Here is a 19,972-nt window from a genome sequence, read left to right on the forward strand (position 1 = left end):
GGGTGGAGCAGTCTGGCAGCTCGTCGGGCTCATAACCCGAAGGTCACAGGTTCAAATCCTGTCCCCGCAACCAATACATAAAAACCGCTGATGCCTGCAAGGGCTTCAGCGGTTTTTTCATTCCGGGCCGGGTCAATACTGTCAATGCTATTACGCGGTAACGCTGGCCCTGATCTGCCTGGCCGCCGCATGCAGGCTGGCCGCCACCCGTTCCAGCTTGTCGGCGCCCGCCGTTTCGGCCAGGGCGGCAAAGGCGCTGATATGAAACGTGGCCACCATGGCGGGCGACACTTCCAGCTCCAGCGCGGTCTTGCTCAATTCCGTCGACGCCTCGAGATATGGTTCGCTGCCCGCCTCGAACGCCTGCTTGGTTTCCAGCAATTCCTGGCCACCCTCCGCCTTGGCCAGGCAAGCATCGACTTTTTGCTGGAAGGCCGGCAAAGTGTCGCGCACGGGACCGGCATCCGGCGCCGCTTCGGGTTCCGACTCCGCTGGCGCAGGAGCGGCTGGCGCCGGCTTGTCCGCCGCCGGCATGTCGCGCAAAGTGAGCCAACGTTCGACGGCGAGGAAGTCGGCAAACGGCTCCTCCACCTTGGGGTTCATCAGCCAGACCTCGCCCGTGCGCCAGTCTATCCTGGCGCCGCGCTCGTTTCTCGCCAACAGGATATCCTTGCCGCCATCGGCATTCGACACGCGGCCGATGTCGAGCCAGTTCATCAATTCCGCCTGGCGCGACATCGCGTTGACCCGATGAAAAAAGGCCAACCATAAAAATCTGGCGACCAATAGAACCAGGGCACCGCCAACCATCCACATCATTTTTTCGCTCCGCACCACATCGACAGCCCGCATTTTCTCACATGAAAGCTTGCGCCAAGGAAACTTTTACATCTGCCGTGCGCAGGCGCAAATCCCTTGCCGCAGGCGGCCCGGGCGCAGTCGCATTTCAGCAACGCCGCGTTTTCCCGATTGCCTGGCGTGCCCCGCTAGGCTATTATGAGAACAATTCTCATTTAGATTAAGCCATGCTGTCCGCCCCTTCCCCGCCATCCGATTTCCAGGCCCTGTATGCCGAGCACCACTCGTGGCTGCTGCACTGGCTGAAGCGCCGCCTGCACGATGCGGGGCTGGCGGGCGACCTGGCGCAGGATACCTTCCTGAAGATCTTCGTCGCGCGCAGCAGTGGCGGCATCGCGCAGCCGCGCCCTTTCCTGGCCACCATCGCCAGGCGCCTGCTGGCCAATCACTGCCGGCGCGAAGAGCTCGAACGGATCTACCTCGACGCCCTGCTGCACCAGCCGCAAGCGTGCACGCCCTCGCCGGAAGCGATGTCCATCCTGCTCGAATCGCTGCAGCTGATCGACCGCGCGCTGGACCGGCTCTCCGCCAAGGCCAAGGCCGCCTTCCTGCTGGCTCACCTGGATGGCATGAGCTACGCCGAAATCGCTGCCGAACTGGGCACCACCGCGCACTCCGTCAAAAAATACCTGAGCAAGGCCAATCTGCTGTGCTTTTTTGCCGTGCCCGATTTTGCCGCGCCCTGACATGCGTGGCGCCACCGTCTACGCCCAGGGCCAGCCCATCGACCTGGCCGTCGCCATGCAGGCGGCCGAATGGCTGACCACCCTGATGAGCGGCGAAAGCACGCCGGCGGAAAAAACGGCCTGGCAGCAGTGGCGCCAGGCGCACCCCGACCATGAACGGGCATGGAAACACATCGAAAGCGTCAGCGGCGGCTTGCGCGAACTCGATGGGCCAGCCAGCCGCAAGGCGCTGCTGCAAAGTCCCATCTCGCGTTCCGTCTCGCGGCGCGGCAGCCTGCGGCTGCTGGCGTGGGTATCGGCCATCGGCCTCACGGGCTGGTTCGGCGCGCGCTCGGAATATGCGCCCGGCATGGCCCGCGCCGCGCTGGCCGACCTGTCCACCGGCGTGGGCGAACGCCGCGAGCTGGCCCTGCCCGACGGTACTCGCCTGCATCTGAACAGCGGCAGCGCCGTCAACATCCGCTACACGGACACGCAGCGGCTGCTGCAACTGGTGCGGGGCGAAATTTTCATCGCCACCGCCCGCGAAACGGGCCGGCCCTACCGCCCCTTCCTCGTCGAAACGGCGCAAGGCCGGGCGCAGGCGCTGGGCACGCGCTACTCGGTGCGCCAGGACGAGGGCCACACCCAGGTCGCCGTCGAGGAAGGCGCCGTGCGGCTGATGCCGCGCCAGGGCGATGGCAATCTGCTTATCCGCGCAGGCCAGGGCGGCGGCATGACGGAGCAAAACACCTCGCCGGCGCACGCCGTCTCGCCCGATATCTGGGCCTGGCGACAGGGCTTGCTGCTGGCCGATGCCATGCCGCTGCGCGACTTCCTGCACGAATTGAGCCGCTACCGCCACGGCTTGCTGGGCTGCGACGACGCGGTGGCCGGCCTGCGCCTTTCCGGCGTCTTCCCGCTGGCCGACCTTGACGCCGTGCTGCTGTCGCTGCCCGATTCGCTGCCGGTGGACGTGCGCCTGCGCACGCGCTATTGGGTGCAGGTGGAAGCGCGGCGGCAGCGCTGAACATGTATTTTCACGCCAGCGCAAAAAAAGGTACCCGTTTCCGATTCTCGCGTGACCTGTGTAGGCAACGTTCTTTTTGACGACTACACCACAAGGTAACCATGTCCCAAGTTATGTCTTCCCGGCCCCGGTCCCGGCCGCGCATCAAGCACATGGCGCATGCCATCCAATGCATCTTCATCGGTTCGGCCCTGCTGCTGAATATCCCCGCGCCAGCCCTGGCGCAGGAAATCGTGGCCGCGCCAGCGGCCACTCTCGACTTCCAGGTGCCTGCCGGCGACCTGGCGGCAGCGCTGCGCCAGGTCGCCAGCCAGTCGCGGGTCATCCTCAGCTTCACGCCGGACCAGACGCGCGGCAAGACGTCGGCGGGCCTGAGCGGCCGCCACGACGTGCTGGCCGCCCTGAACGGCGTGTTGCGCGGCACGGGCCTGAAGGCCGAGCGCAGCGCCAATGGCAGCTACGTGCTGCGCCCGGCCCAGGCCCAGGTGGAATCCGGCGCGGATGCCATCGCCATGATGCCGGAGGTGTCGGTCAAGGCGCAGCAGGACGCCACCGAAGGCTCGGGCGCGTATGTCTCCCCCCTGCCGATCGCCACGGCCACGCCGCTGGGCCTGTCGATCAGGGAAACGCCGCAGTCGGTCAGCGTCATCACGCAGCAGCGCATGCAGGACCAGGGCTTGAGCACGATCGCGCAAGTGATGGCGCAAACGCCGGGCGTCACCCTGTTCTCGCTGGGCAGCGAGCGCACGGGCTTTACCTCGCGCGGCTATTCGATCACCAATTACCAGCTCGACGGCGTCAGCACGCATTCGGAAAACCTGGGCCTCGATGCGATACCGTCGCAAAGCCTGGCCGACATGGCGCTGTACGACCGCATCGAAGTGCTGCGCGGCGCCTCGGGCCTGATGACGGGCGCGGGCGACGCTTCGGGCGCCATCAACATGGTGCGCAAGAAGCCGACGGCGCAGTTCCAGGCATCCGTCGAAGGCGAGCTGGGCTCCTACGATGAACGGCGCGCCATGGCCGACATCTCGGGTCCGCTGAACGAGGCGCGCACGGTGCGCGGCCGCCTGGTGAGCGTGTACGAGGAAGGCGACAGCATCATCGACGGCTACAGCCGCGACAAGAAAGTCGTCTACGGCGTGGTCGAGGCGGACTTGTCAAACGACACGAAGCTGACGGCCGGCGTGACGCACCAGCGCAAGCGTTCGGACGGTTCCCTGTCCTACCTGGGCTTCCCCCTGTTCTACGGCAATGGCGCAATGACGGACCTGCCCCGCTCCTTCAGCCCGGCGGCCAGGTGGAATCGCTTCAGCACCAATTCAACCGACATCTTCGCCACCGTGGAGCACGCGCTGGCGAACGACTGGAAGCTAAAAATCTCGGCCAACCGCGTGCAGTCGTCGCAGGAGGAGCGCGCCGTCTACATGAACGTGAGCGCCGGCTTCCCCGACCAGGCCACTGGCGATGGCCTGCGCTTGAGCGCCGATTACCGCGATTACCAGCTGAAGGTCAACAGCGTGGACGTCAATGTGCGCGGACCGTTCAGCGCCTTCGGCCGCCAGCACGAACTGGTGCTGGGCATGGACTACAGCGAATTCCAGAGCAAGACGGACGGCCGCTTCGACTGGAGCATCCAGGGCAGCGACGTCAATCTGTACCGCTGGAATCGCCTGGCAACGCCCGTGTTTGGCGATACCTACGTCACCTACGACAGCACGCGCCGCCAGGCCAGCGCGTATGCCGCCACGCGCCTCAACCTTTCCGAGCGCCTGAAGCTGATCGCCGGCGCCAAGGTGCTGCGCTACAGCGAGAACTACATCTCGGACGCGCCTTCCGTGCCGTTCTACAGCGCGTCGCCAGCCGAGGAAAGCCGTGTCTTCACGCCGTATGGAGGCCTGGTGTTCGACATCGACGGCACGCACAGCGCCTACGCCAGTTATTCCACCATCTACCAGCCGCAAGCCCAGCAAGACCGCTACGGCAAGCTGCTGGCGCCGCGCGAGGGCAAGACCTTTGAAGCGGGCGTCAAGAGCGGCTGGCTCGATGGCCGCCTGAATACCTCCGCCGCGCTGTACCAGATCCGCCAGAGCAACCTGGCCGAATCGGACCCCGGCTACACCGTCCCTGGCACGAACAATCCCGCCAACCGCGCCATCAAGGGCGCCAGGACCCAGGGCGTGGACCTGGAAGCGACGGGCGCGCTGACGCCGGACTGGAACATCTCGGCTTCGTGGTCCTACAGCCAGACGGAAAACAATACCGGCAAGGCGATCCTGACCACCTTCCCGCGCCACCTGGTGAAACTGTGGACCACTTACCGGCTGCCCGGCGAGCTCAATCGCCTGACGGTGGGCGGCGGCGTGAACTGGCAAAGCCGCGTGTATTCCGACATCGACGCGTGGCAGATCAACAGTACCCTCCACTGGGAACAGAAGGCGTACTCGGTGGCCAGCCTGATGGCGCGCTACGACGTCAACGACAAGCTCTCTGCCAGCGTGAACGTGGCCAACCTGTTCGACAAGCAGTACACGACTTCCGTGTCGGACTGGTGGTACTCGGGCATGCATGGTCCGGCGCGCAAGGTGGCACTGAAGGTCCGCTACCAGTTCTAGGGCAGGCCGAATATTTCGCACTGGCGCAGGGCCGGTGATACAATTTTCCCGCTTCACGGGCGTTGCCGGCCATTGCCGCCAACGCCCGTGCCCATAGAGACACCCAAGGAGAATGTGTGAAGGACCTCGCCCCCGCCCTGCCAGCCGATCCGGCCGACCAACCCGCCAATCCCTCGCGCCGGCGCATTTTCCAGGCCGCTTCCGCAGTCGGCCTGGCCGCCAGCCTGCCGGCGCTGGCCGACGCCGCGCCAGCCAGAAAGACCATCGCCAAGGGTTCGCTCGACGCGAAACTCAAGGCGCACGTCAAGAACGTGGTCGTGATCTACCTGGAAAACCGCAGCTTCAACAACCTGTTCGCCAACTTCCCCGGCACCAGCGCGCCCCTGTCCGCCGTCACGGCGGAACAGGCGCAGCAGATGGACCGCGACGGCAAGCCGCTGGCTACCCTGCCGAAAATCTGGGGCGGCCTGGTGCCGAACCAGCAAAATATCGGCGGCATCGATTACCTGATCAAGGAGGAGCAGATTTCCGGCCTGCCCAACGCTCCCTACAAACTGAGCGACGCGGCCGGCAAGCCCTTGCCCGAGAGCATCATCACGCGCGACCTCGTGCACCGCTTCTATAACAACCAGATGCAGATCAACGGCGGCAAGAACGACGGCTTTGCCGCGTGGGCCGACAGCGGCGGCCTGGTGATGGGCCACTACGGTGAAACGTCGAAAAACCTGAACCTGTGGCAGATCGCCGAGCAGTACACGCTGTGCGACAACTTCTTCATGGCGGCCTTCGGCGGCTCCTATATGAACCACCAGTTCCTCGTCACGGGCCGCGCCAACGAATACTTCAATGCTGCCGAGACGGCGGCGAAGAAAAAGATCGCCGTGCTGTCCGACGGCCCGCAAGGCGTGCGCCTGGCCATCTCGCCCGACTGCCCCGCCTCGGCGCTGGACGGCAAGCCGAAATATGTGAACGACGGCGCCATCACGCCGGACGGCTATGCCGTCAACACCATGGCGCCACCGTACCAGCCGAGCTATATCCGCCCCGCCTTCGACGGCGACCCGCTGCACGCCGACCCGGCCGACGCGAATACGCTGCCGCCGCAAACCTACGACACCATCGGCGACCTGCTCTCGCGCAAGGGCGTCAGCTGGGCATGGTATGGCGGCGGCTGGCAAGCGGCGCTCGACCACAAGGGTGGCGGCAGCAAGCCAAACTTCCAGTTCCACCACCAGCCGCTGAACTACTTCAAGCAGTTCGCCCCCGGCACCGCAGCGCGCGCCGAGCACCTGCGCGACGGCGGCACGGGCGACAGCCCGATCTCGAACAAATTCCTCGCCGCCGCCGTGGCCGGCAAGCTGCCGGCCGTGACCTTCTACAAGCCCCAGGGCAACCTGAACCTGCACGCGGGCTACTCGGATATCGAGTCGGGCGACCAGCACGTGGCCAACATCATCCAGCATCTGAAGGAATCGCCGCAGTGGAAGGACATGATCGTGGTGATCACGTTCGACGAAAACGGCGGCTGGTGGGACCACGTGGCGCCGCCGAAGGGCGACCGCTGGGGCCCGGGCACGCGCATTCCCGCCATCGTCGTCTCGCCCTACGCGAAAAAAGGCGCCGTCGACCACAGTTTCTACGACACGACGTCGATCCTGCGCCTGATCACGCGCCTGCACGACCTGCCGCTGCTCGAAGGCTTGAAGGTGCGCAACGACGCGTTCGCGGCGCGTGGCGCGCTGCCGCCGGGCGACTTGACGGGTGCGCTGAGCTTCCGCTAAGCCCCACACAGTGCGGCACGCCTGTGATACACTGCGTGCCGCACTTAAATCCGCAGGACAAGTTTTCCTGCAGGTTATCCCAACAATGAGCCCGACTCCAGTAGCCGGGCTTTTGTTTTGTGGACGAAGCGTACAGAGTATTCACACAGCGGACAGCTTTTTGCCCGCTCCCCGGCGCCGGGTTTTCGCGGCCGGGGACCAGAGGTTCAGAAATGAGAGATAAAAAAGACAACGCCACCATCGACTTGCCCGGCTTCGGCCCGCCGCCAGCGCCCGAGGCGCCCGAGCCGGCGCCGGCGCCGGAACCGCAGCGCCGCGCGCGCGCGCGCAAGGTGGCCTTGAAGCAGGTGCAGCTCGAATTGCTGGAGCCGACCGATGCCACGGGCTTGCCCGTGTGGACGCGCGACGCCGGCCTGGATCTCACCGGCCTGCCCATCTGGGCGCCTGACAATTAGCACCCCATGCCGGCGGCCGTTTGCCGCCAGCTTCCACACCACCATCCGCACAAGGGCGTAATGCCTGTAGACTGTGCCCATCCACCGCTTTTTACCGGCTCCGCCCCTATGAACACCACCTCCGCCACCACTTCTTTTTCCAGCCTGCCGCTGACGCCCGCCTTCCTGGCCAACCTGGACTCGCTCGGCTACCACGAGATGACCACCATCCAGGCGCAAAGCCTGCCGGCGGTGCTCGATGGCCGCGACCTGATCGCCCAAGCGAAAACAGGCAGCGGCAAGACCGCCGCCTTCGGCATCGGCATCCTGCACAAGCTCAATCCGGCCTGGTTTGCCGTGCAAGGCCTGGTGCTGTGCCCGACCCGCGAGCTGGCCGACCAGGTGGCCAATGAATTGCGCCGCCTGGCCCGCGCGGCCGGCAACATCAAGATCCTGACCCTGACGGGCGGCGCGCCCATGCGCCCGCAGATCGCCTCGCTGGAACACGGCGCCCACATCGTCGTGGGCACGCCGGGCCGCCTGCGCGACCACCTGGGCCGCGGCACCATCAACCTGAACCACGTGCAGACCCTGGTACTCGATGAAGCGGACCGCATGACGGACATGGGCTTTTACGAGGAAATCGCCGGCATCGTCAGCGCCTGCCCTGTGCGCCGCCAGACCTTGCTGTTCTCGGCCACGTATCCGGAAGACATCCGCCGCGCCACGGCGTCGTTCCTCGTCAATCCGCTGGAAGTGACGGTCGAAGCGCAGCACGACAACGACAAGATCGAACAGCGCTTCTATGAAATCGGCTTCGACGAGCGCAACAGCGCCGTCGGCAAGCTGTTGAAACACTTCAAGCCGGAATCGACCCTGGCCTTCTGCAACACCAAGGTACATTGCCGCGAACTGGCCGAAGAACTGCGCCAGCAGGGCTTTTCCGCGCTGGCCCTGTACGGCGAGCTGGAACAGCGCGAGCGCGATGAAATTTTGGTCTTGTTCGCCAACCGCAGCTGCTCCGTGCTGGTGGCCACCGATGTGGCCGCACGCGGCCTCGACATCTCCGACCTGGGCGCCGTGATCAACGTCGACGTCTCGAAGGACACGGAAGTGCACATCCACCGCATCGGCCGTACGGGCCGCGGCAGCAAGAAGGGCCTGGCCCTGTCGCTGTGCGCGCCGAACGAGAAAAAATGGGTGAAGCTGATCGAGCAATACCAGAACAGCGCCGCCGAATGGCACGACCTGAAGGAACTGGCGGAAGATGACGGAATCGAAGCGCTGCCGGCGCCGATGGTCACCCTGTGCATCATGGGCGGCAAGAAGGACAAGCTGCGCCCGGGCGACCTGCTGGGCGCGCTGACGGGCGATGCGGGCCTGAACAAGGAACAGGTGGGCAAGATCAACGTGTTCGAATTCATGACCTACGTGGCGCTCGACCGCAAGGTGGCCGAAGCGGCCTTCAAGCGCCTCAACGCCGGTAACTCCCTGGGCCGCGACTTCGGCAACATCAAGGGCCGCAGCTTCAAGATGCGCTTTATCGAAGCGTAAGATCCTGCAAGCCACGCAGGGCCGCCATGGCCCTGCGCCCCGGATAATCGTCCCACGCGGGATAGCGATGGCGGTAGTAGCAGCTCCAGTAGCTGATGGTGCGCCGCTCCAGGGTGTCGACATACGCGGGATTCTCCCGCAGGTAGCGTGCCAGCGCATCGGCATTCCAGGCCGGCAGCGCCGCGCCAATTGCCTCGATAATCTCCAGCACGTATTCGCCGCACAGGTGCACCACAAAAGGTACCGTCCAGGCCCGCTGCTGCAGCAACAGCTGCGCCACGCAGTGTTCGCGCAGGTGGCCGTCATGGTGGCGCGTGCCCAGGCACAGGGCGAGCACGCCCGCGTCGCCGGGCAGCCTGGCGCAGGCCAGCAGCTGCTCGCGGCGGTAATAGGTGCGCGCGGGGATCCGCAGCAGGCGGCCATCCTGCTGCACCTCAAACGGCGCCGATGGCGCATGCAGCTGGCCATCGGACAGCGCGGGCAGCAGCTGCGCCACGGTGCCGGCCCATGCCGCCGGAAAGGCGTCCGCTTCAGCCATCGCGCCCCGCCTGGCACACCTTGCGCACGCCCAGCGCGGGCTTATCCACCTTTTCAAAGATCACGTTCGAATACCATGCGGCAGGATCGCCTTCCGTGGGCTTGCCCAGCGAAATATGGTAGCCGCCATGCGTGAACAGGGCCGTGGTTTCCTTGCCTGGCGTGGCGCGCTGCAGGAAGGCCGGCCAGACCGCCCTGTCGACTGGATTGAAACGCGCGGCCAGCAGTGCCAGCAGGCGCGCATGCGTGGCCGGTGCGTACGGGAACAGATACAGGTATTCGACCAGTTCGCCGCCATCGGCCAGACGGGTGACGGCGGCCGTCGCGGCATCGGCCGTCCCCTCGTCGCCGCCAAAGCGGCACAAGGTGCCGCCGCTGTAGGCGAAGTCGATGACGGTCGCCGGCGCGCACGCCTGCCGTTCGCGGTCGATACCGACGGGCGGCAGGGCGCGCACTTGCGCCAGCAGCGCTTCGCCTGACGTGGCCAGCACGGGAAAGCCCGGACACTCGCTGGCCGCGCTGGCGGCAGAACAGGCCAGGCAACAACTGAGTAACAACACAGCACGCTTCACGGCATCTCCAGTTTCATCAGGCGGTCATTATGCATGGCCGCCGCAGATACGGCCACACGCTCACAGGGTGTCACAAAGCGCGCGCCTGCTGCCCCTGCGGCGTATCGTCGATGTCGTAGCCGGCCGCGCGCGCCAGTTCGCGCAAGCGGTCCGCCTCGGCCCACTGGCGCTGCGCGCGGGCGATGGCCCGTTCCGCCAGCCACGCCTGCACCGGCTGCGGCACGTCCACCTGCGCCGGCTGCCAGGCCAGCAGATCGAGTCCCAGCGCCGTATCGAAGCGGACCATCGTGGCCTTTTTCACGGCGTCCGGCAGGCCGCTTTTCAGCAGCTCCCAGGCGACGGCCAGCGCGCGCGGATAATTCAGGTCATCGTTGATGCAGGTCATAAAACGCGCCAGCCATGTCGCATCGGCCTCGCCATCCGCCTGGCCATGCTCTTCGCTCAAGGCATGCACGGCCACGCGCAGGCGCGCCAGGCCGCTGCTGGCGGCGCGCAGGGCTTCATCCGTGAAATTGAGGCTGCTGCGGTAGTGGGCGCCCAGGCACAGGTAGCGGTAGGCCAGCGGGTCGACGCCCTGCTCCACCAGATTACGCAAACGCAAAAAGTCGCCCGAGGATTTCGACATCTTCGCTTCCTGGGTCTTGAGGAAGGCGCCGTGCAGCCAGAAATTGGCCAGGCGCGTGCCGTGGCGCGCCTCCGTCTGCGCGATCTCGTTGCTATGGTGGATGGCCACATGGTCCTCGCCGCCGCAATGGATGTCGAAATACGTGCCCAGGTGCTTTTCCGCCATGGCCGAGCATTCGATATGCCAGCCGGGGAAACCCAGGCCCCACGGGCTGTCCCATTCCATCTGGCGCTGACCCGGCACGCCGCTGAACTTCCACAGGGCGAAGTCGCAGATATCGCGCTTGCCGCCCAGGTCCACCCGCTTGCCCGCCTGCAGGCCGTCTCGGTTCAGCCGCGCCAGTTTTCCATAACTGTCCTGGCGCGTCGTATCGAAATAGATGCCGTCCTCCGTGCGGTAGGTATAGCCCTTCGCTTCCAGGTCGCGGATGAAATCGATCTGCTCGGCGATATGCTCGGTGGCACGGCACCAGACGGTGGGCGGCAGGATATTGAGCGCGCGCAGATCGTCTTCAAACGCGCGCGTAAACTCGGCGGCGATCTCCCACGCCGACTTTCCGCTGCGCCGGCTGCGCGCTTCGACCTTGTCGTCGCCGCTGTCCGCATCCGACGTCAGATGGCCCACGTCCGTGATGTTCATCACGTGGCGCACCTGCAGGCCATTGAACTCGAGCGCGCGGCGCAAGCCGTCGACGAACAGATAGGTGCGCAGGTTGCCGATGTGCGCGTAGTCGTAGACGGTAGGGCCGCAGGCGTACAGGCCCGCCTGGCCCGGGGCGATGGGATCGAACGGACGCAGGCTGCGGCTATAGGTGTCGTACAGGTGTAGTGTCATGCGGGACTCTCGTGAACGCTGCGGAAAAAGAAAATGGCCACAGGTTTTTCAACACTGTGGCCATCGAATGAGGAGTAAAAGTTTAACGGCGCCGGGCCGCATCCTCGCGGGGCCAGGCGCACGGACACAGCGCAGCAGCGGCGCCGGATGCAAAAACTGGAGAGAGGATGAAAGTGATCATGGGACGAATATCGCATGTACGCGGGCGGGCCGTCAAGCCCTCCCGCGTCCCCCGCTTATTTTTTCGCCTGCTCGATATGCGGCAGCAGCACCGTCAGGATGCCGAGCAGCGGCAGGTAGGAGCAGATTTTATACACATAGGCGATGCCGGAGATATCAGCCAGGTGGCCCATGGCGGCGGCCGCGATGCCGGACACGCCGAACATCAGGCCAAAGAAGATGCCCGCGATCATGCCCACCTTGCCCGGCACCAGTTCTTGTGCAAAAACAACGATGGCGGAAAAGGCGGAAGAAATCACGAATCCGATGATCACCGTCAATACGGCCGTCCAGAACAGGTCGACGTACGGCAACAGCAAGGTAAATGGCGCGGCGCCCAGGATGGAAATCCAGATCACGCGCTTGCGGCCGATGCGGTCGCCGATGGGGCCGCCCATGAAGGTGCCGGCCGCCACGGCGGCGAGGAACAGGAACAGATAGAGCTGGGCATCGCCGAGCGACAGGTGGAATTTGTCGATCAGATAGAAGGTGTAATAGCTCGACAGGCTGGCCATGTAGATGTACTTCGAGAACACCAGCAGGGCCAGCACGCCCAGCGCCCCAATCACCTTGTTGCGTGACAAGTTCGGGCCATGGCCGCCCGCCTTCGGCTTGAAGCTGGCCAGGTGGCCGCTGTACCAGTGGCTGACCTTGTACAGCACGCCGATGGCCAGCACGGCCAGCAAGCTGAACCAGGCGACATTGCCGTGGCCACGGTTCACGATGACGGCGGCCGCCAGCAACGGCCCCAGCGCGGAACCCACGTTGCCGCCCACCTGGAACAGGGACTGGGCAAAGCCGTAGCGCCCGCCCGAGGCCATGCGTGCCACGCGCGACGCTTCCGGGTGGAAGGTCGAGGAACCGACGCCGATCAGGCCAGCGGCGAGCAGCAGGGTCGGGAAGGTCGAGACGACGGACAGCATCAGCACGCCGGCAAGGGTGAAGCACATGCCGACAGGCAGCAGGAATGGCAGCGGACGGCGGTCCGTGTACAAGCCGATCCAGGGCTGCAGCAAGGAGGCCGTGCACTGGAACGTCAGGGTTATAAGGCCGACCTGGGTAAAACTGAGTGAAAACTCGGCTTTCAGCATCGGATAAATCGACGGCAATAATGCCTGGATCAAGTCATTGAGCAAATGCACGAAGGCGACGGCGCCCAGAATGTGCATGGCCAGACCGGATTGTTGTTGGGAACTATGAAGCGAAGGGGCCGCCGGCACGGACTTGGCCAATGCTGGGGCAGTTGTGGTTGTGTGCATGTGTCATCCGCAATGATCGGGCACGGCGGGCGGCCCGGCAAAGAACCCAGTATAGTATGGTCACTGAACTGATAACTTCCAATAATCGTCGCTTAAGTGACAACTAGGTGACAATCAAGAGACCAGCATGTACACCCACCCACCCGCCCAGACCCACCCCGATGGCGTGCCGTTCAGCCGCAGCACCAGCTCGCACGATTACCAGCATGTGCCGCGGCCCGTGACGGCCATGTCCAGGCAATATGCGGCGGGCGACTACACGGCGCCGCACAGCCACGTGCGGGCGCAACTGCTGTATGCGACGGAAGGCGTGATGCGCGTCTCCACCGAGCACGGCGTGTGGATATTGCCGCCCCGGCGCGCCCTGCTGATTCCCGTGGGCGTCGTGCATGAAGTCCACATCTTGAGCGAACTGAGCATGCGCACCGTGTACATCGATGCGCAGGTGGCGGCCCCGTATGGCGCCGATTGCAAGGTGCTGGAAGTGAGCCGGCTGCTGCGCGAGCTGATCCTGGCCTTGCTGGCCGAACCGATCGAATATGCGCTGGCGGGGCGCGGCGACTGGCTGGCGCACCTGATCCTGTCGGAACTGACGGCAGCCGATACCGTGCCCATCGCCATCCCCTGGCCGCGCGACCGCCGCCTGGTGGCCGTCTGCTCGGCCATCATGAGCGCACCCGGCAGCCGGCGCAGCATCGAGGACTGGGCGCAGGATGCGGGCGCCAGCGCGCGCACCCTGATCCGCTTATTCCCGAAGGAAACGGGCTTGCACTACCGCCAATGGCTGCAGCAAGTCCACCTGGCCGAGGCATTCTGCCGCCTGGACCGGGGCGAAGGCGTCGCGGCCATCGCCTATGCACTGGGCTACGCCAGCCCCAGCGCCTTCAGCGCCATGTTCCGCCGCATCCTGGGCCGCACGCCGCAGCATTACCTGAGCGAATGGCGCGCTGCGGAATAAACGAAAAAAGCAGCCCGCAGGCTGCTTTTTTACATTTTAAAACTTACTCTTTTTCGCCAGCGATCAAGCGGTACGCCAGCGCGCCCAGCAAGGCGCCGATGATCGGTGCCAGCCAGAACAGCCACAGCTGGCTGGTGGCCCAGTCGCCCACATACAGGGCTACGCCCGTGCTGCGGGCCGGATTGACGGAGGTATTGGTGACGGGGATGCTGATCAGGTGGATCAGGGTCAGCGCCAGACCGATCGGCAGCGGGGCGAAGCCGGCCGGGGCGCGCTTGTCGGTGGCGCCCAGGATGACGATCAGGAAGAACATCGTCAGCACGATTTCAATGACCAGCGCCGACAGCATCGAATAGCCGCCCGGCGAATGGGCGCCGAAGCCGTTCGAGGCAAAGCCCTTGCTGACGTCGAAACCGGCCTGGCCGCTGGCGATCACATACAGCACGCCGCCGGCCACGATGGCGCCCAGTACTTGCGCGATGATGTAAGGCAACAGTTGATTGGCGGGAAAGCGGCCGCCCGCCCACAGGCCGATCGAGACGGCAGGATTCAAGTGGCAGCCCGAGATGTGGCCGATGGCGTAAGCCATGGTCAGCACCGTCAGGCCAAACGCCAGCGCTACGCCGGCAAAGCCGATGCCAAGGCCGGGAAAGGCAGCGGCCAGCACGGCGCTGCCGCAACCGCCCAGTACCAGCCAGAACGTGCCGAGAAATTCGGCGCCATATTGTTTCATGATGTATTCCTTTAAAGTGACGAGAAAACGTGCCAGGGACGACCAATCGGACCGCTCACCACCTTTGCCCGCGCCCGGAGGCGATGGCAAAGCACAGCACCAGCAACGCACCGCAATTGCTGCAGAGCGCGAATAATGACACGACGTCATTATCAATGCAACATTATTGCGTACAATAATGTTAATAGTTCACTTGACACCTAAAGGTTGTTTTGATAATTTTCAAGGCGCGGGGCGGCGCATGTATTTTTGTGGCGCCTCCAGCGGCGCAAAACCAAAGCCCGCATACAGGCCATGGGCGTCATCGGTGCCCAGCATCCAGGCGACATCGCGCAAGCGCGCATCACCAAGCACGGCGGCCACCATCTGCTTGCCATAGCCCCGCCCCTGGTATGGCGGCAGCACAAACACGTCGCGCAGGTAGGCAAAATCCGTGTAGTCGGTGATGACCCTGGCGAACGCCACTTGCTGGCCATCCACATAGCCGCCGAAACACAGCGCGTTGGCAATCCCCTTGCGCACCGTTTCGATCGCCACGCCACGCTTCCAGTACGACTGCTCGCTCAGGTAGTGGTGAATCATGGGCACGTCCAGCTCGCCCCGCTCACTGGAAATGTGTAGTGGCGCGTGCATCAGTTCTTGTACAGCAAGTCGGCTTCGGCGATGCTGGGCTCGCCGAAATACACGGTCCGCAAGCCGCCCTTGGCATCGCTGCCCATGTACACGCCCGTCATGCTGCGCGCGACCGGGTCGTACAGGATGGAGTAGCGGTGACCGCAATTGTGCGGTTCGCAGACGCTGCTCAGCAGGCGCGCCTTGCCGTCGATCTCGACAGGCTTGAGCGGGCTGGCCACACCATCTGGCACCCAGCGCTGCCGCTTCAGGCCAGCCTTTTTCAAGCCCACATTGAAAGCCTTGCGAAAGGCGTAGTCCGCCTTGTAGACATCGGGGAAATACGGGCAGGTATGGCCGCCATCGCAGCTTTGCGCCTGCTCGATCAGCGACAGTTTGGGCGTATGTGCTTGCGCCGGCATGGCGGCCAGCGCCACGGCGGCGCCCAGGAACAGGGGGAACAGCAAACGTGCGGGCATGCAATCTCCTAAAAGCATCGGGTAGTGCAGGCAGCATAGCAGAATGGCATGCTTGTGCACCAGCCTCAGGGAGAGCAGCGGATGCCGACCACCCCGTTGACCTTGCCTTCCGGCCAGCCCGTCTCGCGCCAGCGGTACACGCCCGGCGCGACGATGATCAACTGCCATTCCACCAGCTTGCCAGCGGCATTGAGGCGGGTTTCATTGTCATAGCGCAAAGTCAGGCTGCGCTCCGTTTCCGCCACGACCGTCGCGGCAAAGCGGTTGGTTTCGCCCAGCTTGCTTTTCCACGTGCGGTCATTGAAGATCGCCAGCCGCTGATGATCGTCAGACAACTGCATGCGCGTAAAGTGCCGCGCTTCTTCGCACACACTGTTTGTATTCACGCTGTCGGACCAGCTGCCAGACAGTTGCGCGGCATCAAAAGGAGTCGGGGTAGCGGCCGCGGCCGCAGTCAGCAGCAAGGTTGCAAGCATAGATTATCGAAAGAAAACGAAGGAAAAATCATGGTCAGCGCAGCGCCAAGGTAATGCTCGATGGCAATGCGGGCGTGCGCCGGTGCAAAGTCGCCTGCTCGTAGGCATACGCCATCGCAATGAGCGGCATGTCGCCGTGGGCGGGGCCGATGAAGGATAAACCGACGGGCAAGTCCCCGACCAAGCCTGCCGGCACCGTGATATGCGGCAAGACGCACGGCGCCGGCGATACGCCATGGCATGTGGGACCTGCCAAGGCATCGAGCCTATGCGAGTCCAGCAGCGCTGCGATGCCGCCAGGCCCGGGCGCGGGCGGCGTCTCGACCAGTTCCGCGCCCAGTTCGCGCAACACCAGCAGCGCTTGCTCGATCACGGCGTCGGTCCCCGCGCACAGGCCGAACAGGCTGCGCGCCACGCCGATGCGGCGCCCGTGCAAGCCGGCAAGGTCGAGCGCCATGCCATCGGCCAGGCCTTCACCCGTCAGGGCGGCGAGCAGCCAGGCCGCTTCGCGCACGCTGGGCGCCATCGGTCCGGCCGTGGCTGGCTCGCCACCCTGCCCCGCGACAGTCCTGCCCGTGGGCTGGATGGCGACCAGGCCGCACGTGGATGCGGGTGCGACGATGGAGCCGTCCGCCGCGCTGTCGACGGCCAGGATGGTGAGCCCGGCCCAGCTGGCACTGGCATGTGGCACGCTGACGGCGGCCCACTGGCGCAAATTGCTTTTGCCGATGATGACGGCGCCGGCCGCGCGCAAGCGCGCCGCGACAAAGGAATCGCAGCTGGCATGCGTGGCCAGGAGCGCCTGCGTGCGCGTCTTCATGCGGTCGCCGGTGGCGATATTGTCGCGCAAGACGATGGGGATGCCGTGCAAGGGCCCGCGCACCTTGTGCACCTGCCGTTCGCGGTCCATTTCCAGCGCAATTTTCAGCGCATCGGGATTGATTTCAATGCCGGGATAGGCCCGCGCGCCGGTGCTGCACAGCGAACTGATGCGCCTCAGGTACTGCGACGTCAGCGCATGCGAACTGAGTTTTCCTGCCTGCATCATCTGCTGTTGCGGCAAGACGCCAGCATCGAGCAGATGGGCCATGGGGCTGGCGGGCGCCGTGGCACGGGCCAATACGGGACGCGCCGCGCCCCGGGACGCGCCACTGCGTAACATCTGACTGCGCTGCATGCTATCTCCAGGAAACTTCAATGTTTCTACCGCAATAATGTGCTAGCCATAGCATAGCAGTCCTTGCAACTCAATTGTTGTTGAAAGGAATTATTTTTCAAGCAAAAAAAAACGCCGCCCGAAGGCAGCGTTTCTTGATGGTCAAGCACTGGGGCGTATCAGTTGCGTACGACACGCTTGTATTCGTTGGTACGGGTATCGATTTCGATGACGTCGTCCTGTGCCACGAACAGCGGCACTTGCACGGTGTGGCGGTGTGCGTCGATGGCGTTTTCGATCTTGGCTTCTTTCAGGACGTTGCCCGACGTGTTGCCCTTGACCGCTGGCTCCGAGTACACCACTTGACGGGCGATGGTCGTCGGCAGTTCAACGGAGATAGCCTTGCCGTCGTAGAAAATGGCTTCGCATTCCATGCCATCTTTCAGGTAGTTCAGCGCTTCGCCCAGGTTTTCTTCTTCGATTTCGTACTGGTTGTACTCGGTGTCCATGAAAACGAACAGCGGGTCGGCGAAGTACGAATACGTCACTGGCTTTTTATCCAGAACAACCACGTCGAACTTGTCGTCGCCGCGGAACACGTTTTCCATCGGGGTGTTCGTCAGAAGATTTTTCATCTTCCATTTGTAGGTGAAGCCCGTGCGGCTCGAACCGTTGACATCAGAACGCAACACGATCATAGGCTTGCTGTCGACCATGATGATATTGCCAACACGAATTTCTTTTGCGGGTTTCATAGGAATGTACGTAAAAAGTGGGTTGCATGAAGACCATCTGCCGCCTGTGCGCCATCAGCGCCGCAAGCTTGCGTTTGATCGGTTAAAAATACGTTAGAAATAACCGGGCATTTTACCTTAATTTTGAGCAAGCGCCTATCTCGTCGCGCCGGCGAACGCCAGCAAGTTACTTGCCAGATCGCCATGAGCCTGCATCTGCCGCTGCCAGCCCTGCGCGCGCGCACGGATGCGCGGCAGATCGGCCTGCAATGCGGGCCACAGCCGCGCCCACGGCAAGGCGTCCGCGCTGGCGCCATTCCAGGCCAGCGCCGCCTGCACCAGGCTGTCGATGGCGCCGTCCGCATCCACCGCATAGCGCTGCAAAAAGGCGCGCAATTTCACGTGATGCAAGTTTTCATCCTGCAGATAGATATGCCAGAGAAACGGCTGGCCCGCCCATTGCGCGCGCACGAAGGAATCTTCGCCGCGCACGCAATTGACGTCGCAAGCCCACAGCAGGCGGTCGTAATCGTCCTGCGGCACGAAAGGCAACACGCGCACGGTGAGCGCGCCGCGCGTGCGCGCCGCACCGGCCACCGCCGCATCGTCGCCGATAAACGCCTGAACGGCATCGAACGCGACGCCTTCCGGCACCAGGCATACCACAGCTTGCTCACCCGCCTGCCAAGCCGCGAACAGTTCGGCGACGGGCGCGGACGGATAGCAGAACAGCGACACTTTCACGGTGCGCATTTCCGCCTCCGTCACGCCGAATTGCCCGAGAAATGCCGCCATGGCAGGCGCATCGGCCTGGAATGCCAGCCTTTTTTCATCCAGCGCCGCTTCGCGCAGCAGGCCGCCCGTCTTGTCGGTAAAACCGGGAAAGAAGAAATGCTTGATCATGCCGTGGCGCGGCGACGTCAGCGCATGGCAGCCCTCGACCCACTCTTCCGCCGTCAAACCTTCCAGGTTCAGCCACACGGGCTGCGGCGTGCATTGCGCCATGGCAGCGATATAGCCGGGCGGAATGTCGCAGGCAAAAAACTCGATGACGATGTCGGCAATATCGGCGGGCGCAAACGCGCCATCCTGGCCGCGCCAGTGGCGGACCGTGACGCCGGCCGCCTGCTGCGCTTCGGCCGCCACGTCGATTTCGGGGCAGATGCGCCGGAAACTGGATAAATCATCGACCCACAGGGTGACGGCAACACCATGCTCGCCGCTCAACTGCCGCGCCAGGCGCCAGCAAATGCCGATATCGCCGTAGTTGTCGACGACTTTGCAGAAGATGGCGAGAGATGGTGCACGATCGGTAGGTAGTGGCATAGTCGACGGGAAGAGAAAAACATGGGCATGGCGGCCAATAACAAAAAAGCCGCGCTGTTACCAGGCGGCTTTTTTGTTGGCTGATTCAGCCGGTCTGGCGTCCCCAAGGGGATTCGAACCCCTGTACTCACCGTGAAAGGGTGATGTCCTAGGCCTCTAGACGATGGGGACAGAAAATCTGTCCTGGATGCGCTGCTCTGCATCCCGACCTGTTACTTGCTTGCTACTTGCGAATCTGGCGTCCCCAAGGGGATTCGAACCCCTGTACTCACCGTGAAAGGGTGATGTCCTAGGCCTCTAGACGATGGGGACAGAAATCTGTCCTGAATGCACTACTTCGCATCCTGACCCGGTACCGCAGCAATCGCAGAAACAAAAAAAGCCTGACTTGTCAGGCCCGTTCAGCACTGCACTCTTGCTTTACAACTAAATCCTGGCGTCCCCAAGGGGATTCGAACCCCTGTACTCACCGTGAAAGGGTGATGTCCTAGGCCTCTAGACGATGGGGACCGAAA

General features: G+C 63.9%; 19 protein-coding genes and 3 tRNA genes. 7 read left to right on the forward strand and 15 right to left on the reverse strand.

Features of this window, described 5'->3' with window-relative positions; translation table 11 throughout:
• Nucleotides 1–150 precede the first annotated feature (150 nt).
• Complete coding sequence (locus AC1RJW_RS29310; RefSeq protein WP_493048052.1) at nucleotides 151–717, reverse strand: hypothetical protein; 567 nt, start codon at nucleotides 715–717, stop codon at nucleotides 151–153.
• 308 nt (nucleotides 718–1,025) lie between these two features.
• Between AC1RJW_RS29310 and AC1RJW_RS29315 the strand changes: the two genes are divergently transcribed.
• From AC1RJW_RS29315 to dbpA, 6 genes are all read left to right on the forward strand, one after another.
• A complete protein-coding gene (locus AC1RJW_RS29315; RefSeq protein WP_493048053.1) occupies nucleotides 1,026–1,544 on the forward strand; it encodes a sigma-70 family RNA polymerase sigma factor in 519 nt (172 codons plus the stop codon).
• Nucleotide 1,545: 1 nt separating this feature from the next.
• On the forward strand, nucleotides 1,546–2,553 hold the full coding sequence (locus AC1RJW_RS29320) for a FecR domain-containing protein (protein ID WP_493048054.1): 1,008 nt from the start codon (nucleotides 1,546–1,548) through the stop codon (nucleotides 2,551–2,553).
• 152 nt (nucleotides 2,554–2,705) lie between these two features.
• Nucleotides 2,706–5,168 carry a TonB-dependent siderophore receptor gene (locus AC1RJW_RS29325; protein ID WP_493048055.1) on the forward strand — a complete coding sequence of 821 codons (2,463 nt, stop codon included), beginning with the start codon at nucleotides 2,706–2,708 and terminating at the stop codon, nucleotides 5,166–5,168.
• A 116-nt stretch (nucleotides 5,169–5,284) separates the two neighbouring features.
• A complete protein-coding gene (locus AC1RJW_RS29330) occupies nucleotides 5,285–6,949 on the forward strand; it encodes an acid phosphatase (RefSeq protein WP_493048056.1) in 1,665 nt (554 codons plus the stop codon).
• A gap of 212 nt (nucleotides 6,950–7,161) precedes the next feature.
• Nucleotides 7,162–7,404: a hypothetical protein gene (locus AC1RJW_RS29335; protein ID WP_493048057.1), complete on the forward strand. Its 243-nt coding sequence runs from the start codon at nucleotides 7,162–7,164 to the stop codon at nucleotides 7,402–7,404.
• A gap of 108 nt (nucleotides 7,405–7,512) precedes the next feature.
• Entirely contained in the window at nucleotides 7,513–8,937 is a 1,425-nt protein-coding gene (gene dbpA, locus AC1RJW_RS29340; RefSeq protein ID WP_493048058.1) for an ATP-dependent RNA helicase DbpA, read from the forward strand.
• Here dbpA and AC1RJW_RS29345 read toward each other — a convergent pair.
• The 4 genes from AC1RJW_RS29345 to AC1RJW_RS29360 all read right to left on the reverse strand — a co-directional run bounded on the left by AC1RJW_RS29345 (nucleotide 8,924) and on the right by AC1RJW_RS29360 (nucleotide 12,983).
• Nucleotides 8,924–9,475, reverse strand: coding sequence for a hypothetical protein (locus AC1RJW_RS29345; protein WP_493048059.1), 552 nt, complete (start codon nucleotides 9,473–9,475; stop codon nucleotides 8,924–8,926). The genes dbpA and AC1RJW_RS29345 overlap by 14 nt on opposite strands.
• Nucleotides 9,468–10,046 (reverse strand): hypothetical protein, encoded by a 579-nt coding sequence (locus tag AC1RJW_RS29350; RefSeq protein ID WP_493048061.1) that lies wholly within the window; start codon nucleotides 10,044–10,046, stop codon nucleotides 9,468–9,470. The genes AC1RJW_RS29345 and AC1RJW_RS29350 overlap by 8 nt, the downstream gene beginning before the upstream one ends.
• 70 nt (nucleotides 10,047–10,116) lie before the next feature.
• Nucleotides 10,117–11,505, reverse strand: a complete 1,389-nt coding sequence (gene cysS / locus AC1RJW_RS29355) for a cysteine--tRNA ligase (RefSeq protein ID WP_493048062.1) — start codon at nucleotides 11,503–11,505, stop codon at nucleotides 10,117–10,119.
• A gap of 236 nt (nucleotides 11,506–11,741) precedes the next feature.
• Nucleotides 11,742–12,983: an MFS transporter gene (locus tag AC1RJW_RS29360; protein WP_493048063.1), complete on the reverse strand. Its 1,242-nt coding sequence runs from the start codon at nucleotides 12,981–12,983 to the stop codon at nucleotides 11,742–11,744.
• A gap of 127 nt (nucleotides 12,984–13,110) precedes the next feature.
• On the opposite strand from AC1RJW_RS29360, the gene AC1RJW_RS29365 reads away from it, so the two are divergent.
• The gene (locus AC1RJW_RS29365; protein WP_493048064.1) at nucleotides 13,111–13,941 is read left to right on the forward strand and encodes an AraC family transcriptional regulator; all 831 of its coding nucleotides are present in this window, start codon (nucleotides 13,111–13,113) and stop codon (nucleotides 13,939–13,941) included.
• A gap of 43 nt (nucleotides 13,942–13,984) precedes the next feature.
• On the opposite strand, the gene aqpZ is transcribed toward AC1RJW_RS29365, so the two are convergent.
• From aqpZ to AC1RJW_RS29415, 10 genes are all read right to left on the reverse strand, one after another.
• Nucleotides 13,985–14,674, reverse strand: a complete 690-nt coding sequence (gene aqpZ / locus AC1RJW_RS29370; RefSeq protein ID WP_034778070.1) for an aquaporin Z — start codon at nucleotides 14,672–14,674, stop codon at nucleotides 13,985–13,987.
• Between the two features lie 222 nt (nucleotides 14,675–14,896).
• The gene (locus tag AC1RJW_RS29375; protein ID WP_493048065.1) at nucleotides 14,897–15,307 is read right to left on the reverse strand and encodes a GNAT family N-acetyltransferase; all 411 of its coding nucleotides are present in this window, start codon (nucleotides 15,305–15,307) and stop codon (nucleotides 14,897–14,899) included.
• Complete coding sequence (locus AC1RJW_RS29380; RefSeq protein ID WP_493048066.1) at nucleotides 15,307–15,765, reverse strand: hypothetical protein; 459 nt, start codon at nucleotides 15,763–15,765, stop codon at nucleotides 15,307–15,309. The genes AC1RJW_RS29375 and AC1RJW_RS29380 overlap by 1 nt, the downstream gene beginning before the upstream one ends.
• Before the next feature lie 65 nt (nucleotides 15,766–15,830).
• Entirely contained in the window at nucleotides 15,831–16,151 is a 321-nt protein-coding gene (locus AC1RJW_RS29385; protein ID WP_493048067.1) for a hypothetical protein, read from the reverse strand.
• Nucleotides 16,152–16,275: 124 nt separating this feature from the next.
• A complete protein-coding gene (locus AC1RJW_RS29390; protein WP_493048068.1) occupies nucleotides 16,276–17,418 on the reverse strand; it encodes an amidase family protein in 1,143 nt (380 codons plus the stop codon).
• A 158-nt stretch (nucleotides 17,419–17,576) separates the two neighbouring features.
• Nucleotides 17,577–18,152, reverse strand: coding sequence for an elongation factor P (locus AC1RJW_RS29395; protein ID WP_034758247.1), 576 nt, complete (start codon nucleotides 18,150–18,152; stop codon nucleotides 17,577–17,579).
• A 135-nt stretch (nucleotides 18,153–18,287) separates the two neighbouring features.
• On the reverse strand, nucleotides 18,288–19,457 hold the full coding sequence (gene earP, locus AC1RJW_RS29400; protein WP_493048069.1) for an elongation factor P maturation arginine rhamnosyltransferase EarP: 1,170 nt from the start codon (nucleotides 19,455–19,457) through the stop codon (nucleotides 18,288–18,290).
• 95 nt (nucleotides 19,458–19,552) lie between these two features.
• Nucleotides 19,553–19,628: transfer RNA gene (locus AC1RJW_RS29405), tRNA-Glu, on the reverse strand.
• A 65-nt stretch (nucleotides 19,629–19,693) separates the two neighbouring features.
• A tRNA-Glu gene (locus AC1RJW_RS29410) sits at nucleotides 19,694–19,769 on the reverse strand.
• Between the two features lie 122 nt (nucleotides 19,770–19,891).
• Nucleotides 19,892–19,967, reverse strand: a tRNA-Glu gene (locus AC1RJW_RS29415).
• Nucleotides 19,968–19,972 lie beyond the last annotated feature (5 nt).

This window comes from Janthinobacterium sp. GW822-FHT07A03 (assembly GCF_058798815.1).

Coding starts and splice junctions, on each gene's coding strand:
- earP (WP_493048069.1), bottom strand. CDS start 19,457: ATGCCACTACCTACCGATCGTGCACCATCTCTCGCCATCTTCTGCAAA.
- dbpA (WP_493048058.1), top strand. CDS start 7,513: ATGAACACCACCTCCGCCACCACTTCTTTTTCCAGCCTGCCGCTGACG.
- AC1RJW_RS29375 (WP_493048065.1), bottom strand. CDS start 15,307: ATGCACGCGCCACTACACATTTCCAGTGAGCGGGGCGAGCTGGACGTG.
- AC1RJW_RS29380 (WP_493048066.1), bottom strand. CDS start 15,765: ATGCCCGCACGTTTGCTGTTCCCCCTGTTCCTGGGCGCCGCCGTGGCG.
- AC1RJW_RS29395 (WP_034758247.1), bottom strand. CDS start 18,152: ATGAAACCCGCAAAAGAAATTCGTGTTGGCAATATCATCATGGTCGAC.
- AC1RJW_RS29325 (WP_493048055.1), top strand. CDS start 2,706: ATGGCGCATGCCATCCAATGCATCTTCATCGGTTCGGCCCTGCTGCTG.
- AC1RJW_RS29310 (WP_493048052.1), bottom strand. CDS start 717: ATGAACTGGCTCGACATCGGCCGCGTGTCGAATGCCGATGGCGGCAAG.
- AC1RJW_RS29365 (WP_493048064.1), top strand. CDS start 13,111: ATGTACACCCACCCACCCGCCCAGACCCACCCCGATGGCGTGCCGTTC.
- AC1RJW_RS29335 (WP_493048057.1), top strand. CDS start 7,162: ATGAGAGATAAAAAAGACAACGCCACCATCGACTTGCCCGGCTTCGGC.
- AC1RJW_RS29345 (WP_493048059.1), bottom strand. CDS start 9,475: ATGGCTGAAGCGGACGCCTTTCCGGCGGCATGGGCCGGCACCGTGGCG.
- aqpZ (WP_034778070.1), bottom strand. CDS start 14,674: ATGAAACAATATGGCGCCGAATTTCTCGGCACGTTCTGGCTGGTACTG.
- AC1RJW_RS29315 (WP_493048053.1), top strand. CDS start 1,026: ATGCTGTCCGCCCCTTCCCCGCCATCCGATTTCCAGGCCCTGTATGCC.
- AC1RJW_RS29390 (WP_493048068.1), bottom strand. CDS start 17,418: ATGCAGCGCAGTCAGATGTTACGCAGTGGCGCGTCCCGGGGCGCGGCG.
- AC1RJW_RS29320 (WP_493048054.1), top strand. CDS start 1,546: ATGCGTGGCGCCACCGTCTACGCCCAGGGCCAGCCCATCGACCTGGCC.
- AC1RJW_RS29360 (WP_493048063.1), bottom strand. CDS start 12,983: ATGCACACAACCACAACTGCCCCAGCATTGGCCAAGTCCGTGCCGGCG.
- cysS (WP_493048062.1), bottom strand. CDS start 11,505: ATGACACTACACCTGTACGACACCTATAGCCGCAGCCTGCGTCCGTTC.